Here is a 15,076-nt window from a genome sequence, read left to right on the forward strand (position 1 = left end):
TATTAAACTCTCAAAGAATCAGGCGGCGTTGGATGCAGGCTGCGCCGTCAGCAATTCGTAGATAAGGCTCGCATCATGGGCCGTGCGCAATTTGGCAATCCGTTCGGGATCGCGCAGCATGCGCGCAATGCGTGACAGAGCCTTCAGATGATCCGCGCCAGCATTCTCAGGCGCGAGCAGAAGGAAAACAATATCGACCGGCTGGTCATCCAGCGCTTCGAAATCGACGGGTGTTTCGAGCTGTGCGAAGACCCCAGTAATCCGCTTGACGCTGTTGATCTTGCCATGTGGAATGGCAATGCCATTGCCAACACCGGTCGAGCCCAGCCGTTCGCGCTGCAGGACAGTGTCAAACACTTCCCGCTCCGTCAAACCGGTCAAGGCGGCCGCCTTCTCCGACATGATCTGCAAAAGCTGTTTTTTGGAATTGACTTTCAATGCGGGCAGGACAGCGTCGGGCTGAATGAGGTCACCCAGATCCATTATTCTCTTCCTTCCTGTTACCGCCCGCGCTTTCTTGGGCGCGGACGGTAGTTCAAATTTCGCCTAGGAGCCGGCGCCGTTCTGACCGGCCACGGCCGATGGATCGATCCAGCCGATGTTGCCGTCAGCGCGGCGGTATACGATATTAACCTGCGTACTTCCAGAGTTGCGGAAGACAACCACTGGACTATCTTTCAGATCAAGCTCGACCACAGCGGACGCGACACTCATGCTTCTGAGCGCCATCGATGTCTCAGCCACAATTGTCGGCGCGTAATCTTCCGGAATATCCTCATCTTCATCCGGTACGGGGGCAACGACCCGGTAGGAAATATCGTCGAAAACACCGTTCGAGCCGGGGGCCTGATGCGATTTCAACCGTCGCTTGTAACGGCGAAGGCGCTTGTCCACGCGTTCTCCGGCTGCATCGAAAGCAAGCTGAGGATCTTGTGCCTCGCCTGCTGCCTGCAACACCGTGCCGGTATCGAGACGGATCAGGCAGTCCGCGATGAAACGCGACCCCTGTTTCTCCACTGTGACGTGGCCTGTATATCCGCCATCGAAATACTTGGTCACCATCTCGCCGATCCGTTCGTCGATGCGAATGCGGAAAGCGTCACCAATGTCCATATGTTTCCCAGATACACGCAGACTCATGATACCTCACCTTCGTTGTGACTTTTCATTGCCCGAGCCAATCTACACTGTTGTTGTCAGACGAGCAAAGACATCCCGCACATTCCATGCGAGTGATCCATCACATTTCACTTTCTGATTCTTCATCTCCAAAGGCGCGCTTTCGCTTCAATCGATGCAAATTACCGGCGCTTCACTCTCCCTTGACCGAACTTCTATGGTCCGGTTCATTTACCCACTCGCCGCGATTCTACACCTGTGTGCCGGATGAATCCAGAGTTTCCGTCACCCTTGCGCACAGAAGCCTGTGCTTTTTTCTCGCGCCGCCTTTGGACTGAGGAAGCGATATTCATCACCTCCCGGTATTTCGCAACAGTACGCCGTGCAATATCAACGCCCTGGCCCTTCAAAAGATCCACGATTGTATCGTCGGAGAGAATATCTTCCGGCTTTTCATTGTCGATGAGCAGCTTGATCTGATGCCGCACGGACTGTGAGGAATGCTGTTCACCACCCTCGGTGGCGGATATCCCCGCATTGAAAAAGTACCGCAGCTCGAAAACACCGCGCTTCGTCAACATATATTTATTGGCTGTCACGCGGCTGACTGTCGACTCATGCATGCCGATCGCGTCGGCCACATTTCGCAAGTTGAGCGGCTTCAAATGTGCGACGCCAAATTGCAGAAACTCCGATTGCTGGCGGACAATTTCTTTCGCGACCTTCAAAATTGTCTGTGCGCGCTGATCCAGGCTTCGCGTCAGCCAGTTGGCATTTTGCAGACATTCGCTGAGAAAACCCTTCTCGCCGGGAGACGCCGTCACCTTCGCAATCGTCGCATAATAGGTATTGTTGACGAGAACACGCGGCAACGCTTCTGGGTTGAGTTCAATATTCCACGTTCCATCCGGCGCCATACCGACCTGTACATCCGGGATGATACTGTCGGCCACGCCCGAGGAGAACGCAGTTCCCGGTTTTGGATCCAGAAGACGTATCTCCTGCAACATGTCGAGAAGGTCCGTATCAGTCACCCGGCATAATTTTCTCAGGCTCTGAAAATCACGTTTCGCCAGGAGTTCCAGATTCTGCAAAAGCATCGTCATCGCGGGATCGAGCCGGTTTTTTGCACGCAGCTGGATTGCCAGACATTCCGCCAGATCCCGGGCAAACAGGCCAGCTGGCTCAAACGTCTGCAGGACCGTTATCAACTTGTCGATATGGGCTGCTTCAACACCCAATCGCTCGGCAATTTCATCGATATCAATACGCAGATAACCCATTTCATCAAGGTGATCCGCGATTTCCGCCGCAATCAGCCGGTCCACAGCATCTTCGAAGGCAAAGATAATCTGTTCACCCACGTGGTCGCGCAATGTCAGCGGTGCTGCGGTAACCTGTTCAAGGTTAAACCCCTCGCCGCCGGTCGATACATATCCATCGCCAGAAGACGACTTCCATTGTGATGCGAGATCGCCGGCAATGAAATCATGGGTTCCAGGATCGTCAGGGAAAATATTCTCCAATGAACTGTCGAATGTATCGGACATGGAGCCGGAACTGGTCGACTCGCCGCTGACGAGCCAATGTTCGCTCTGTTCACCCATGTCTCCGCCATCACGGCCTTCACCCGTGTCGCCGCTGCTCATGCTGCGAGCATAATCGCCCGCGTCTCCCGGCCCGCGATCATCGGATACGTCCCTGCTTTCAAAGGAAGAATGGTCGTAGGCCGTTTCATCGCGTTCGAGCAGGGGATTCTTTTCAATCTCCTGTTCGATAAACTGCTCAAGCTCGGCATAGGTCAGCTGCAACAGCCGAATCGACTGCATAAGCAGTGGCGTCATCACCAGCGACTGTGTTTGCCTCAGATCAAGTTTTGGCGACAGAGCCATGGTGAACGCGGGTACTCCTGTACGAAATTCTTTTCTACGTACAGAAATGGCCCAATCCTTGCTTGTCAATTCCAACAAAGCAAAAAACGACTCTATTCAGGAAAATTCGTCTCGTTTCGCAGCCCGTGGAGCAATTTCTGGCGAGAACCCGCCAGAAATTCATAAAATCAGAGCTTGAACTGATCGCCGAGGTAAAGACGCCGAACGTCCGGATTAGCAATAATTTCATCCGGTCGGCCGTGGGTGAGGACCTGACCTGCGTGAATGATGTAGGCACGGTCGATAAGCTTCAAAGTCTCGCGCACATTATGGTCGGTGATGAGAACGCCAATGCCGCGGCTGGTCAAATGACGTACGAGTTGCTGGATATCGGCCACGGCGATCGGGTCAACACCGGCAAACGGCTCGTCGAGCAGCATGAAATTGGGCCGCGAAGCCAAGGCACGTGCGATTTCGAGACGACGGCGCTCACCGCCGGAAAGCGAAAGCGCCGGGGCCTTGCGCAGATGGGCGATATGGAACTCTTCCAAAAGGGAATCGAGTTCCTGGGCCCGCGCACTGCGGTCCTTCTCGACGACCTCAAGCACCGCCTTGATGTTATTTTCCACGGACAGTCCCCGGAAAATAGAAGCCTCCTGCGGCAGATAACCGATGCCAAGACGTGAACGGCGATACATTGGCATCGTCGTGACGTCGAAACCGTCAATTTCGATATTGCCTTTGTCGACCGGAACCAAGCCGGTGACCATATAGAAACACGTGGTCTTGCCGGCGCCGTTTGGACCGAGAATACCTACAGCTTCACCGGCTCGCACACCGAAGGAAACGCCATTGACCACCTGACGGCCATTATAGCTCTTGGTGATGCCGCGCGCGACAAGCGTGCCCTTCATCCGGTCCGTAGCGGATGGATCAGCGGCTCGCATTTCTTGGGAAATGCGAGCATCTGGTAATGTTGGAGTCTTGGTGGATCGACGGGAAAAAAGGGACACTTATACCGCCGGTCTAGTTTTTCGGAGCGCTTTTCGGTGCGACAACGATAGAGACACGTCCGGTCTGACCGTTCTTGCAACTCTCAAGCTGAGCCTGACCACTCTTCATCTGAACGGTCAGCTTGCAGCCAACGCCGACACTCTCGCCTTGAGACAGGACAACCTTGCTGCCTGTCAGGACCAGAATCTGGGTCTTCATGTCGAACGTACCATGGTCACCCGTGGCAACCTGATCCTCTGACTTCACATAAACTTTGTCATTGACCTCGATGTGGTCAATGTCCTGGGCGCCTGCACCCGCCGGCCCGGCGGCCTTGGCTTCTGTTTTGGGGGCAGCCTTGTCAGCGGCTTTTTCCGCTTCGGTCTTTTCCGGCTTCTTGACGTAATAAACGATCATAGAGCCCGCCTTCATCAGCGTCGTGCCCTGCGTCACCGTAACGTTGCCCGTAAAAGTTGCTGTTCCCACATCATTGTGAACGTCGAGGCGGTCGGAATCGATCTGAATGGGCTGATCACTCGAAAGTTTCATGCCATTGTTCAGAGCACCGGCCTTGCCTGCGTCCTGTGCTGCGACAGGACCAATCATGGAGGTTGCCAAAATACCCAATGCAACAGTCGATATGCTGATCAGTCTTGTCCCGCGCGACATTGTCTCAATCTCCTAAATCCGGGATATCCCCATGAGGCCAGCAATCACTGCTGTGATTTGGCTTCCTTGCGACCTTCTTGCAGCTTTGCGGGCTGAATGACAAGCCTGACACCCTTTTCAAAGACCATTACTTTGCCACTCTGGGTAATTTTCATGCTGTCAGCGACGATACTGGCGCTGCTATTCTCGATCTTGACAGGCTGATCGGTCGACATTGAGTTTTCTTGTATATTGATATCGGCAGATTTCAACTGTGCTTTCATACCGTCCGAGGTTGTCAGCGTTATATCGTTATCGAGCTTCAATTGGCGGTTGGCATTATCATAAAGACCACCCTTGGCATTTACCTGTGCCCGCAGCTCCGAACCAACAGGAATTTCCGCGCTGATATTTTCGAGGGTGATCAGCGAGCTGTTGCCTACATCCTGCAATGCACGTTCCGCGCTCATCTTGTACGGAAGCTTGTCCTTGGTGAAGCCGTCCAGCTTCGGATTGGTCATGACAAGCTTGCCATCCTGAATGCCTGCGCTATCCAGTGAAATATTGCTCGGAATGTTGTTCGCGGAGAAAAAAGTGAACCAGGAAAATACCGCAGCACCAGCCAAGGCGATCGTCGGCAACGCAAACTTAAGGAACCGCACACGCCGGGAGTGACGCTCCGCTGCGCGAAAAACGTGCGATTCCTTTTCGGTGCCAGCAAATTGCCGTGCAACTTCCGCATGCTGTCCAGCAGCAGCTGTTGCATCACCGTTGGGATGCGTATGTTTAAGTTCAATGGACATATGTTTGGCTATGCTACCGATTTGCGATCTATTGGTGTTCTGTTAGTTCAACGCCAATATGGTTATTTTTCGATGAAATGAACCAGAGCCTATAGCGCAAGTTGCATCTAATCGAACAAGTATGCCGTCATGTGTCCATATACAAGGTGCGGCGCGAATTGCCCATATCGTTCAGTACACTAGACTCATGGCTCTGGACATCCTCAGAATGTTGCCGCAGAAGAATGCTTGCATTCAATTGGACAGGAAACGGACAAGACGATGGCAAACACCGCTGACGCAATTATCGACAGGCGACGGCTGCGGCGCAAGCTGACATTCTGGCGTGTCCTTGCCCTGCTGGTTGTAGCGATCGCGTTGATCGGGCTTTACGGTTTTCTCGCAGGTTCCGACCGCCTCTCCGGCAAAACCACTGCGCATATCGCCAAGATCCGCATTGAAGGGACGATCTATGAGAATGATGAACTCATAAAACGCCTTACCGATGCGGCCGATTCTGCAGCGGTGAAAGGTGTCATTCTTTCCGTCGATTCGCCCGGCGGAACGACGGCAGGTGGTGAGGCCATCTACGAAGCAGTCCGTAAGATTGCGGCGAAAAAGCCCGTCGTTGCACAGGTTGGAACCCTTGCCGCGTCGGCAGGCTACATGATTGCCAGCGGCTCGGATCATATTGTCGCACGCCAGTCCTCCATCGTCGGATCCATCGGCGTGCTTTTCCAGTATCCCGACATTTCTGAACTGCTGACAAAAATCGGCGTCAAGGTGGAGACGATCAAATCCAGCCCACTCAAGGCTGAACCAAATTTCTTCAACCCTGCCAGCGACGAAGCCAAGGCGATGATCCACCGCATGATCATGGATTCCTATGAATGGTTCGTCGCCCTTGTTCAGGAACGGCGCAATTTCACCCGCGAACAGACACTTGCACTGGCTGACGGATCGGTTTTCACCGGCAGACAGGCTCTCGCCAACAAGCTCATCGATGAACTTGGCGGAGAAGATAAGTCCATCGCATGGTTGAAAACCAAGGGTGTCGACGAGAAATTGCCTGTAATTGAATGGAAACCTGCACAAAAAACGCCTTTTGGCTCGCTTCTCTCGCAATCAGCACTGAAAATGCTGGCAGAATATCTCGGCATCCCGCAGGAAAGCGCTGGCTTGCTCCGGGATTTAACGGGTGATCGTATCTTCCTTGACGGGCTCGTTTCTGTTTGGCACGTTGACGGCAAGCCTGTAGGGGCGCAATAGATATTTAAGCTTACAGGATCAGTGACATAGTCATAACGGCCGTGTCAGATGAACTTGAACCAGAAGGGATTATGCCGTGATCAAATCAGAGCTCGTCCAGATCATTGCCAACCGCAATCCGCACCTGTTTCAACGTGATGTCGAAAATATCGTCGGCGCCATATTTGATGAGATCACCGATGCTCTGGCGGAAGGAAACCGGGTCGAGCTTCGTGGCTTCGGTGCATTCTCGGTGAAAAATCGCCCAGCCCGGAGCGGACGCAATCCCCGTACCGGCGACAGCGTCGAGGTTGAAGAAAAATGGGTACCATTTTTCAAGACCGGCAAGGAATTGCGCGACAGGCTGAACGCCGACTGAGCGCAGTCATACGCCGGGGCGGCTGCCTCGCCTGATTATTCGTGAAGTGCCGTCACACTGGAGAGAGATATGGTCAATCGCGTTGTTGTTGTCCTCATTCTTGTGCCGCTTGCCGTTATTCTGATTGCGTTGTCAGTGGCCAATCGCGGGCTGGTAACCTTCACGATTGATCCATTTAATCCCGGCAATCCCGGTCTTTCCTACGCGGCTCCCCTCTTCGTCTGGCTGTTTATTGCACTTATCATTGGGCTGATCCTCGGCAGTTTCGCTACCTGGTTCAACCAGGGCAAGCATCGCAAGCTGTCCCGCCAGCGTAAACAGGAAGCGGAGCTTCTCCGCATCGAAGCCCGGAAGTCATCCGCAGCCACCCCGTCGACACCCAATTTGCCTTCGCTGCATTAAACGGCATATTTTCAAGGATTTACAATGAAACTGGTCTCTCCGGCTGAGGTCGACGGGCTGTTGAACTGGCCGGACATGATCAACGCCATAGAAACGGCGTTCCGCCAGGGCGTTATACAACCCGTGCGCCATCATCACACGGTCGATCGTCCCGATGGCGCTGCATCCACACTTCTGCTGATGCCTGCCTGGTCGGATTTCGATGCGCTCGGTGACTCATCAAAGGGTTATATGGGCGTCAAGATCGTCACCGTATCACCTGATAACGGTGCCATCGGCAAACCGGCTGTTATGGGCGTTTATCTGCTTCTCGATGGCAAGACCGGGGAACCCAAGGCGCTGATCGATGGGCAGCGGCTGACCACGTGGCGTACCGCAGGCGCGTCCGCGCTTGCCGCCCGGTATCTGGCCCGCGAAGATGCATCCAAACTGGTTATTCTTGGCGCAGGGGCGCTCTCGGGCTTTCTCGCTCGTGCGCACAGCTCGGTCAGGCCGATTCGTGAGATTTCCATCTGGAACCGTAATATAGACAATGCACGGAAAGTGGCGGCAGAGCTTGTTGCCGACGGTTTCAATGCCAAGGCGGTGACCGATAAGGATGCGGCGATAGCCGAAGCCGATATTATCGCTGCCGGAACACTGTCGACCGAACCGCTTATTCTCGGCAAGCATCTGAAAAAAGGCGCCCATGTCGATCTGATCGGTGCATTCACCCCCACGATGCGGGAAAGCGACGACGAATGCGTCACACGTGCACGGGTATTTGTCGACACCAGAGACGGTGCGCTGAAGGAAGGCGGAGACATTGTCCAGCCTATCAAGGCGGGCGTAATCACGGACAGTCATGTGGTGGGTGACCTATTCGATCTCACCCGCGACAAGGTCAAAGGCCGTCAGTCGCCCGATGAGATCACCCTGTTCAAGTCAGTTGGCGCCGCCCTGGAAGACCTGGCCGGCGGCATTCTGGTCTATGAAAAGGCAATTGCGGCCGCAAATTGAGTGTTTTTGCTTTCGCCTTTCCTCGTCTTGGCATAGGAAACCACCATTGAACGATGGCCAAGGGAATATGAGGGCATAACGGTTTGAAATCGTCTGGCGGAAAAACAAGAAAGGCCAAAGGCGCTGGCCCGAAAGGGACAGCACCGAATGCTGCGCCGTACCGGCAGGCGGCCACCAAGCCGCGTCCGCAATTTGCCAAGCCTGCGCAGGCCCCGGACAATGATAGCCGCGTGAAAGCGCCACCACGTTCCGAGCCCGTACCCAAACGTGTTCTGACCCGCAGGAGCGGCGCCCGCCCCACGGAAAAGACCGGTCTGATCCTCGAGACACGTCCATCTGACGATTATGCCCTCCTCGACAGCGGCAATGGCCTGAAACTTGAACAATATGGCCCCTACCGGATTATTCGCCCGGAAGGACAGGCGATCTGGCTTCCCGCCTGGAACAAGGCGGAATGGGACAAGGCGGACGCAATCTTTACCGGCAATACGGATGAAGAAGGCGTCGGACGCTGGCATTTTCCTCAAGTGCCGCTCGGCGAGACATGGCCGATGGCCTATGACGGCATTCCTTTCTTCGGCCGCTTTACGTCCTTCCGGCACGTTGGTGTGTTTCCTGAACAGGGAACACACTGGTCACACATGGATACGCTCATTCGCAATGCGAAACGCCCGGTGAAAGTGCTCAACCTGTTCGGCTATACCGGCGTGGCGTCCCTTGTTGCCGCCCGTGCGGGCGCTGAGGTGACCCATGTCGACGCGTCCAAGAAGGCAATTGTCTGGGCACGTGAAAACCAGGAAATGGCCGGACTTTCCGGCAAACCCGTCCGCTGGATTTGCGAGGATGCAATGAAATTCGTCGCCCGCGAAGAGCGGCGCGGCAGCGGCTATGACATCATCCTGCTTGATCCGCCCGCCTATGGCCGCGGTCCCAACGGCGAGGTATGGCAGCTGTTCGACAATCTGCCTGACATGGTCGATCTCTGCCGGTCGATCCTCACGCCCAACCCGCTCGGTGTTGTGCTGACCGCCTATTCCATCCGTGCGTCGTTCTTTGCCATCCATGAACTGATGCGTGATGCCTTTACCGGTCTGGGCGGTGAGGTGCAATCAGGCGAGCTGATCCTGCGCGAACGTTCCTCGGGCCGCGCCCTTTCCACTTCCCTATTCAGCCGCTGGGGTGCCAAATGACCAGACATGACGACCGCCAGCACGGCAGCTCCATCGCGCGCCCCGGCAAGGTCAAGGAAGTCACCAGCCTGACCAATCCGATCGTCAAGGATCTGCGATCCCTGGCGCTAAAGAAATTCAGGGACCAGCAGGGTGTATTCCTTGCCGAGGGGCTGAAACTCGTTATCGATGCGCTTGATCTCGGCTGGGTCATCAAGACGCTTGTCTACTCCAAGGCAGGCAAGGGAAATTCCCTTGTCGAGCAAGTTGCTGCACGTACCATTGCCAAGGGCGGCGATGTGCTTGAGGTCAACGAGAAAGTGATTTCCGCGATCACCCGGCGTGACAATCCGCAAATGGTCGTCGGCGTTTTCGAGCAGAAACTGCAGCCGCTTTCGGCCGTCCATCCACACGGCAACGAGGTTTATGTGGCGCTCGACCGGGTGCGCGATCCGGGCAATCTCGGCACGATCATCCGGACCGCCGATGCGGCAGGCGCCAAGGGTATCATCCTGATCGGCGATACGACGGATCCTTTTTCGCTCGAAACCGTGCGCGCCACCATGGGTTCCGTCTTTGCCGTGCCGTTGATACGCACCACCGAAGCGGATTTCCTCTCCTGGCGAAAAGGTTTTCCAGGCATCATCGTCGGCACCCATCTGAAGGGCGCTGTTGATTACCGGACGATTCCCTACAAGGGCAAACCGGTCATTCTGCTGATGGGCAATGAACAACAGGGCCTGCCCGATACACTGGCATCCACCTGCGACAAGCTTGCCCGCATTCCGCAGGAAGGCCGGGCGGATTCGCTGAACCTTGCCATTGCCACCGGCGTCATGCTGTTCGAGATCCGCCGTGAGGCGTTGACGCTCGACGGCGGCAAACAGGACAAATAGCAGCCATGAAGAGCAAATCTTTCTTCGGCCTTCTCACGATCGTCGTTTTTGCGGTCGCCAGTGACCAGATCATCAAATATCTCGTTGAGACGGGTATGGACTATCAGCAGCAGATCGACGTGCTGCCGTTTCTGGCGCTTTTTCGCGTTCACAATAATGGCATCGCTTTTTCAATGCTCAGCGGCTTGCATGATCTTGCTCTGATTGGCCTGACCGTCGTCGTCATCGCCTTTGTCAGCTATCTCTGGTGGAGTACGGTGACCGCGCGCTGGCTCTCGCGTATCGGCTTTGCGTTGATCATCGGCGGGGCCATAGGCAATCTTATTGACCGCAGTCTGCTGGGTTATGTCGTTGATTATATTCTTTTCCATCTGCCATCCTGGTCGTTTGCCGTCTTCAATCTGGCCGATGCCTATATTTCCGTCGGTGCAGCGCTTGTCATCATCGAAGAAATTTTTGTTTGGCTGCGCGATCGCAAGACACCGAAGGGTCAGACGGGGGGAAACTGATCCAAAACCAGTATTTGCAGCGTTCTGCACGTCATGTGTCCGTCATCCAATTGTTGTATTCAAGCATCTAGTGATTGCCGATCAACCATGATGAGAGCGAATCGTTATGAGCTTCGCCTTGCTTGAACCTGCGTCTATCTTTAAAGATCAGCACACGATGTCGCAGGTTGATTCAACACCCTCGCCGTTTACGGCGCCACACCTTGTCGCGGTGCTTGGACGCATTGGGACGATGGAGGTTTGTCTTGCGCAGACCGAGGCCGAAATCGTCTCTGCCCAGCAGCTGCGTTTCAAGGTATTTTTCGATGAGCTGGGCGCCAAAGGCTCGGCCTCCTTGGAGCAACGAGACGCGGACCGTTTCGATCCCGTATGCGACCACCTTCTTGTTTATGACACCTCGATTATCGGGCCAAAGCACAAGCAGATTGTTGGTACATATCGCCTGATGCGATCGGAAGTTGCCCGCAAGACCGGCGGCTTTTACTCGGCTAGCGAGTATACCATCGACAATCTGGTGGCTGCCCGGCCGCAGATGCACTTTCTCGAACTGGGCCGCTCCTGCGTTCTGCCCGAATACCGCTCGAAACGTACAGTTGAACTGCTCTGGCAGGGTATCTGGAGCTATTGCCGCTACCATTCCATTGACGTGATGTTCGGCTGTGCATCATTCCAGGGAACCGTACCGGCGGCGCACGCCCTGCCGTTATCGTTCCTGCATCACAATTGCCGTGCGACACCGGACTGGGATGTCAAAGCCTTGCCATCGCTGTATCAGCCGATGGATCTGGTTCCCAGTGAAGCGGTCAATCCAAAGGTCGCCCTGTTCGCCATGCCGCCTTTGATCAAGGGCTACTTGCGCCTCGGTGCCATGATTGGCGACGGCGCAGTAGTGGACAATGATTTTGGCACGACCGATGTACTGATCATTTTGCCGGTCAGCCGTATTTCGAGCCGTTACGTCAGCCACTACATCTCGAACGCGAAGCGTTTCGACTGAAATTCGACCCTCCGCGCACGTTCGGACAACATCATCTGTGGAGAAAACCACCTGTGATGTTGCCGCACGGTGTGTAAAGTTTTCGATAGCGCTTAGATTGGTCTCCTGATCGGAATCGGTCAAAATCAGGAGAACGTCTTGGCCGACATGCCATTCACAGCGGAAACACCATCCTTTGAGCCTGACAATTCGGCGCGACCAACGCCGATGATGGAGCAGTATATCGAGATAAAGGCGACCAATCCGGACAGCTTGCTCTTTTACCGGATGGGCGATTTCTACGAACTTTTTTTCGATGATGCGGTGGCGGCGTCGCGTGCACTCGGAATTACGCTGACGAAGCGCGGCAAGCATCTGGGCGACGATATTCCCATGTGCGGCGTGCCAGTGCATGCGGCGGACGATTATCTGCAGAAGCTCATCATGCGCGGCTTTCGCGTTGCCGTGTGCGAGCAGGTGGAAGATCCGGCCGAAGCCCGCAAGCGCGGCTCGAAATCCGTGGTGAAGCGCGATGTCGTGCGGCTGGTCACTCCTGGAACGCTCACCGAGGAAAAGCTACTCGATCCGTCCGAAGCCAACTACCTCATGACGCTGGGACGGGTCAAAGGCGCGGCACAGGGCCAGTTTGCCCTTGCCTGGATCGATATTTCCACCGGTACTTTCCGGGTCAGCGAAACGGACCCGTCACGGCTGCTCGCCGATATTCTGCATGTTGACCCACGCGAGCTAATTGTCGCTGATCCGGTTTTTCACGATCCGGAATTGCGCCCGACATTTGATATTATCGGGCGCTCGGTCAGCCCGCAGCCGCCAAGCCTTTTCGACAGCGCCACCGCGGAGAACCGCATACAGCGCTATTTTGATGTAGCCACACTCGACGGCTTCGGTCAGTTTTCACGGGCTGAACTGTCAGCCATATCAGGTGCCATCGCCTATGTGGAAAAGACCCAGATTTCCGAACGTCCGCCACTGATGCGGCCCGAGCGGGAATCGGAAGGCTCCACGCTTTTCATTGACCCAGCCACCCGCGCCAATCTGGAGATGCTGCGCACCTTGTCGGGCAATCGCGACGGGAGCCTGCTCAAATCCATCGACCGGACGGTCACCGGCGGCGGTGCGCGACTGCTAGCCGAGCGGCTGACCTCGCCGCTGACAAATCCCGTAGCCATTGCCGAGCGGCTCGATTCCGTATCCTGCTTTCTTGCGGGGCAGTCGCTTGCCGATCTGACGCGAGAGGCATTGAAAGGCGTACCGGACATGCCCCGGGCACTGTCACGACTCGCAGTCGGGCGCGGCGGTCCGCGCGATCTCGGCGCACTGGCGCGCGGTCTTGAGGCTGCGGCACAAATCGCTGGCTTCCTGGGCAAAGAGATCCTGCCTGCCGAGCTTTGCGCTGTCCGCGATTGTCTCGCTGGCCTGCCCAACGATTATGCCGCCCATCTTGACCGGGCGCTTGACGATGAGCTGCCTTTGCTCAAGCGCGATGGCGGTTTTGTCAGACCCGGCTACCATGCTGAACTCGATGAAATGCGCGCCTTGCGCGATCATTCCCGCCGCATCATCGCTGGCCTCCAGGCCGATTACATGAACCTGACCGGCATTCGTTCGCTCAAGATCAAGCACAATAATGTGCTGGGTTATTTCATCGAAGTGACCGCGAACAACGCTTCTGTGATGACCGATACGGATGAAGCCAAAGGCAAATTCATCCACCGGCAAACCATCGCCAATGCCATGCGGTTTACCACGACAGAACTTGCCGAGCTTGAAACCAAGATCGCCAATGCCGCCGAACGGGCGCTTGCCATAGAGCTTGGCATTTTTGAGACACTGGTGGCGGAAACCGTTGCCAATGCCGATACAATCCGCGCTGGCGCAGCGGCTCTGGCAACACTCGACGTGTCGGCGGCCCTCGCCGCACTTGCCGAAGAACAGGGATATTGCCGTCCGCTGGTCGATGACAGTCTCGCCTTCGAGATCGTTGCCGGGCGCCATCCAGTTGTGGAACAGTCCCTGCGCCGTCAGGCTGCCAATCCATTCGTGGCCAATGACTGCAATCTGTCGCCGGAAGGAACGGCCAAGGGTGCTATCTGGCTTCTGACCGGACCGAACATGGGTGGTAAATCGACATTCCTCCGCCAAAATGCACTGATCGCCATTTTAGCGCAGATGGGATCTTTTGTACCCGCCGGTTCAGCCCATATCGGTATTGTCGACCGGTTGTTTTCACGTGTCGGCGCATCGGATGACCTGGCGCGCGGGCGTTCCACGTTCATGGTGGAGATGGTCGAAACCGCCGCCATCCTCAATCAGGCCACCGATCATTCGCTGGTTATTCTCGACGAGATCGGCCGTGGTACTGCGACATTCGACGGCCTGTCGATTGCCTGGGCGGCGGTGGAATATCTGCATGAGAAGAACCAGTGCCGGGCGATTTTTGCCACACACTTCCACGAAATGACCTCGTTGTCGGAAAAGCTGACGCGCCTGAGCAATGTTACCATGCGGGTGAAGGAATGGGACGGCGACGTCGTGTTCCTGCATGAAGTGGCAAAGGGCGCGGCCGACCGCTCCTATGGGGTGCAGGTCGCGCGGCTCGCCGGATTGCCGGAAGCCGTGGTCAATCGCGCCCGTGACGTTCTGCATCAACTGGAAGCCGGAGAAACCTCGGGGAAGGCGGACAAGCTGATCGATGACCTGCCGCTTTTCTCCGTCGAGGTGAAGCGCGAGGTGAAAACGCCCGCGAAAGGCAAGGACAGCGCATTGCTGGCGGCCCTTTCAACGGTCAATCCCGATGAAATGACGCCCCGCGAGGCGCTTGACGCGCTCTACCGGTTGAAAGGCCTTGCCACAAACCCGACATCGTGAAGACTTAGGGGCACATCTGTCCCTAGTGGAACGAATTTGACATTCGCACCCATTTGACATCACGCGAGACAGGCGAATGTCAAATTCAAAGTTCCACTAGGACCATCTACTTGCTAGTGGTCCTTTGATTCTGACATTTGCCTGGATGGCCTGTATCAATGGGTTGCAAATGTCAGAATCGGACCACTAGCGGACA

14 protein-coding genes and 1 pseudogene are annotated in these 15,076 nt (G+C 55.6%); 9 read left to right on the top strand and 6 right to left on the bottom strand.

Annotated elements, in window-relative coordinates; all coding sequences use genetic code 11:
- Positions 1–18: 18 nt before the first annotated feature.
- The 6 genes and pseudogenes from ptsN to lptC all read right to left on the bottom strand — a co-directional run bounded on the left by ptsN (position 19) and on the right by lptC (position 5,434).
- Entirely contained in the window at positions 19–483 is a 465-nt protein-coding gene (ptsN, locus tag FHW16_RS05830) for a PTS IIA-like nitrogen regulatory protein PtsN (RefSeq protein WP_091878869.1), read from the bottom strand.
- A gap of 63 nt (positions 484–546) precedes the next feature.
- The gene (gene hpf / locus FHW16_RS05835; RefSeq protein WP_091878871.1) at positions 547–1,140 is read right to left on the bottom strand and encodes a ribosome hibernation-promoting factor, HPF/YfiA family; all 594 of its coding nucleotides are present in this window, start codon (positions 1,138–1,140) and stop codon (positions 547–549) included.
- Between the two features lie 206 nt (positions 1,141–1,346).
- Positions 1,347–3,011, bottom strand: coding sequence for an RNA polymerase factor sigma-54 (gene rpoN, locus FHW16_RS05840; RefSeq protein WP_182548166.1), 1,665 nt, complete (start codon positions 3,009–3,011; stop codon positions 1,347–1,349).
- Between the two features lie 167 nt (positions 3,012–3,178).
- A pseudogene (gene lptB, locus FHW16_RS05845) lies at positions 3,179–3,907 on the bottom strand (LPS export ABC transporter ATP-binding protein); the annotation flags it as partial.
- A 109-nt stretch (positions 3,908–4,016) separates the two neighbouring features.
- Positions 4,017–4,652 (bottom strand): LptA/OstA family protein, encoded by a 636-nt coding sequence (locus FHW16_RS05850; RefSeq protein ID WP_182548168.1) that lies wholly within the window; start codon positions 4,650–4,652, stop codon positions 4,017–4,019.
- 44 nt (positions 4,653–4,696) lie between these two features.
- Positions 4,697–5,434: an LPS export ABC transporter periplasmic protein LptC gene (gene lptC, locus FHW16_RS05855; protein WP_182548169.1), complete on the bottom strand. Its 738-nt coding sequence runs from the start codon at positions 5,432–5,434 to the stop codon at positions 4,697–4,699.
- A 261-nt stretch (positions 5,435–5,695) separates the two neighbouring features.
- Between lptC and sppA the strand changes: the two genes are divergently transcribed.
- The 9 genes from sppA (at position 5,696) to mutS (ending at position 14,880) form a co-directional block, all read left to right on the top strand.
- Complete coding sequence (gene sppA, locus FHW16_RS05860; protein WP_182548170.1) at positions 5,696–6,682, top strand: signal peptide peptidase SppA; 987 nt, start codon at positions 5,696–5,698, stop codon at positions 6,680–6,682.
- Between the two features lie 76 nt (positions 6,683–6,758).
- A complete protein-coding gene (locus tag FHW16_RS05865; protein WP_091878879.1) occupies positions 6,759–7,040 on the top strand; it encodes an integration host factor subunit beta in 282 nt (93 codons plus the stop codon).
- A 69-nt stretch (positions 7,041–7,109) separates the two neighbouring features.
- Positions 7,110–7,442, top strand: coding sequence for a LapA family protein (locus tag FHW16_RS05870; RefSeq protein ID WP_182548171.1), 333 nt, complete (start codon positions 7,110–7,112; stop codon positions 7,440–7,442).
- 24 nt (positions 7,443–7,466) lie between these two features.
- The gene (locus FHW16_RS05875; RefSeq protein WP_182548172.1) at positions 7,467–8,441 is read left to right on the top strand and encodes an ornithine cyclodeaminase family protein; all 975 of its coding nucleotides are present in this window, start codon (positions 7,467–7,469) and stop codon (positions 8,439–8,441) included.
- Between the two features lie 83 nt (positions 8,442–8,524).
- The gene (locus FHW16_RS05880) at positions 8,525–9,631 is read left to right on the top strand and encodes a class I SAM-dependent methyltransferase (RefSeq protein ID WP_182548173.1); all 1,107 of its coding nucleotides are present in this window, start codon (positions 8,525–8,527) and stop codon (positions 9,629–9,631) included.
- On the top strand, positions 9,628–10,506 hold the full coding sequence (locus FHW16_RS05885; RefSeq protein WP_182548174.1) for a TrmH family RNA methyltransferase: 879 nt from the start codon (positions 9,628–9,630) through the stop codon (positions 10,504–10,506). The genes FHW16_RS05880 and FHW16_RS05885 overlap by 4 nt, the downstream gene beginning before the upstream one ends.
- A 5-nt stretch (positions 10,507–10,511) precedes the next feature.
- Positions 10,512–11,015, top strand: a complete 504-nt coding sequence (lspA, locus tag FHW16_RS05890; protein ID WP_182548175.1) for a signal peptidase II — start codon at positions 10,512–10,514, stop codon at positions 11,013–11,015.
- Between the two features lie 157 nt (positions 11,016–11,172).
- A complete protein-coding gene (locus tag FHW16_RS05895; protein WP_182548176.1) occupies positions 11,173–12,012 on the top strand; it encodes a GNAT family N-acetyltransferase in 840 nt (279 codons plus the stop codon).
- 147 nt (positions 12,013–12,159) lie between these two features.
- Complete coding sequence (mutS, locus tag FHW16_RS05900; RefSeq protein ID WP_182548942.1) at positions 12,160–14,880, top strand: DNA mismatch repair protein MutS; 2,721 nt, start codon at positions 12,160–12,162, stop codon at positions 14,878–14,880.
- Positions 14,881–15,076: the final 196 nt, after the last annotated feature.

Source organism: Phyllobacterium myrsinacearum, assembly GCF_014138285.1.
In the GTDB taxonomy this organism is placed as follows: Bacteria; Pseudomonadota; Alphaproteobacteria; order Rhizobiales; family Rhizobiaceae; genus Phyllobacterium; species Phyllobacterium myrsinacearum_A.